Origin of the sequence: Pseudomonas persica, assembly GCF_900291015.1 — a bacterium.
Lineage (GTDB): Bacteria > Pseudomonadota > Gammaproteobacteria > Pseudomonadales > Pseudomonadaceae > Aquipseudomonas.
Genome location: NZ_OLKL01000071.1, coordinates 1 through 494, shown reverse-complemented (window position 1 = coordinate 494; position 494 = coordinate 1). Strand labels below are relative to the sequence as shown.

Below are 494 nucleotides of genomic sequence, written 5' to 3'. Positions count from 1 at the left end.
TATGTACCGTTCACCGCGCCGAACAACGTCCACAACACCAACCTGGACCTGACCAACAAGATCACCGATATCTCGGGCGGTAACTACGAGAAGACCGTGGCGGTGGGCGAGCCGGTGACAACCGTCACTGACAACCCGGCTACCCCGGACGCCACTGCGCTCACCCTGACCGCGACGGACACCGTGGCCGAAGGCGGCAAGATCACCTACACCGCCACCTTGACCAACAAGGCCGGTACCGACCTGGTGATCAAGCTGAGCAACGGTGAAAGCATCACCATCGCCGCCGGCTCGAAAGAAGCCTCGATCACCATCGATGCGCCGAGCGACGACGTGTACGTCGATGCTGAAGACCTCAGCGTGACCATCACCGGTACCACCGGCGGTGACTTCGAGAAACTGGATGTCAGCAGCACCGCTGCCGTGACCAAGGTTACCGATACCATCGACACCACTACGGTCACCCTGACCGCTACGCAAAGCGTGGTCGAGGG

General features: G+C 61.1%; 1 protein-coding gene. It reads left to right on the top strand.

Annotated features, from left to right (window positions below; translation table 11 throughout):
- Positions 1-494, top strand: a 494-nt coding sequence (locus FQ664_RS27335; RefSeq protein ID WP_178091058.1) for an immunoglobulin-like domain-containing protein, incomplete at both ends; no start/stop codon positions are given.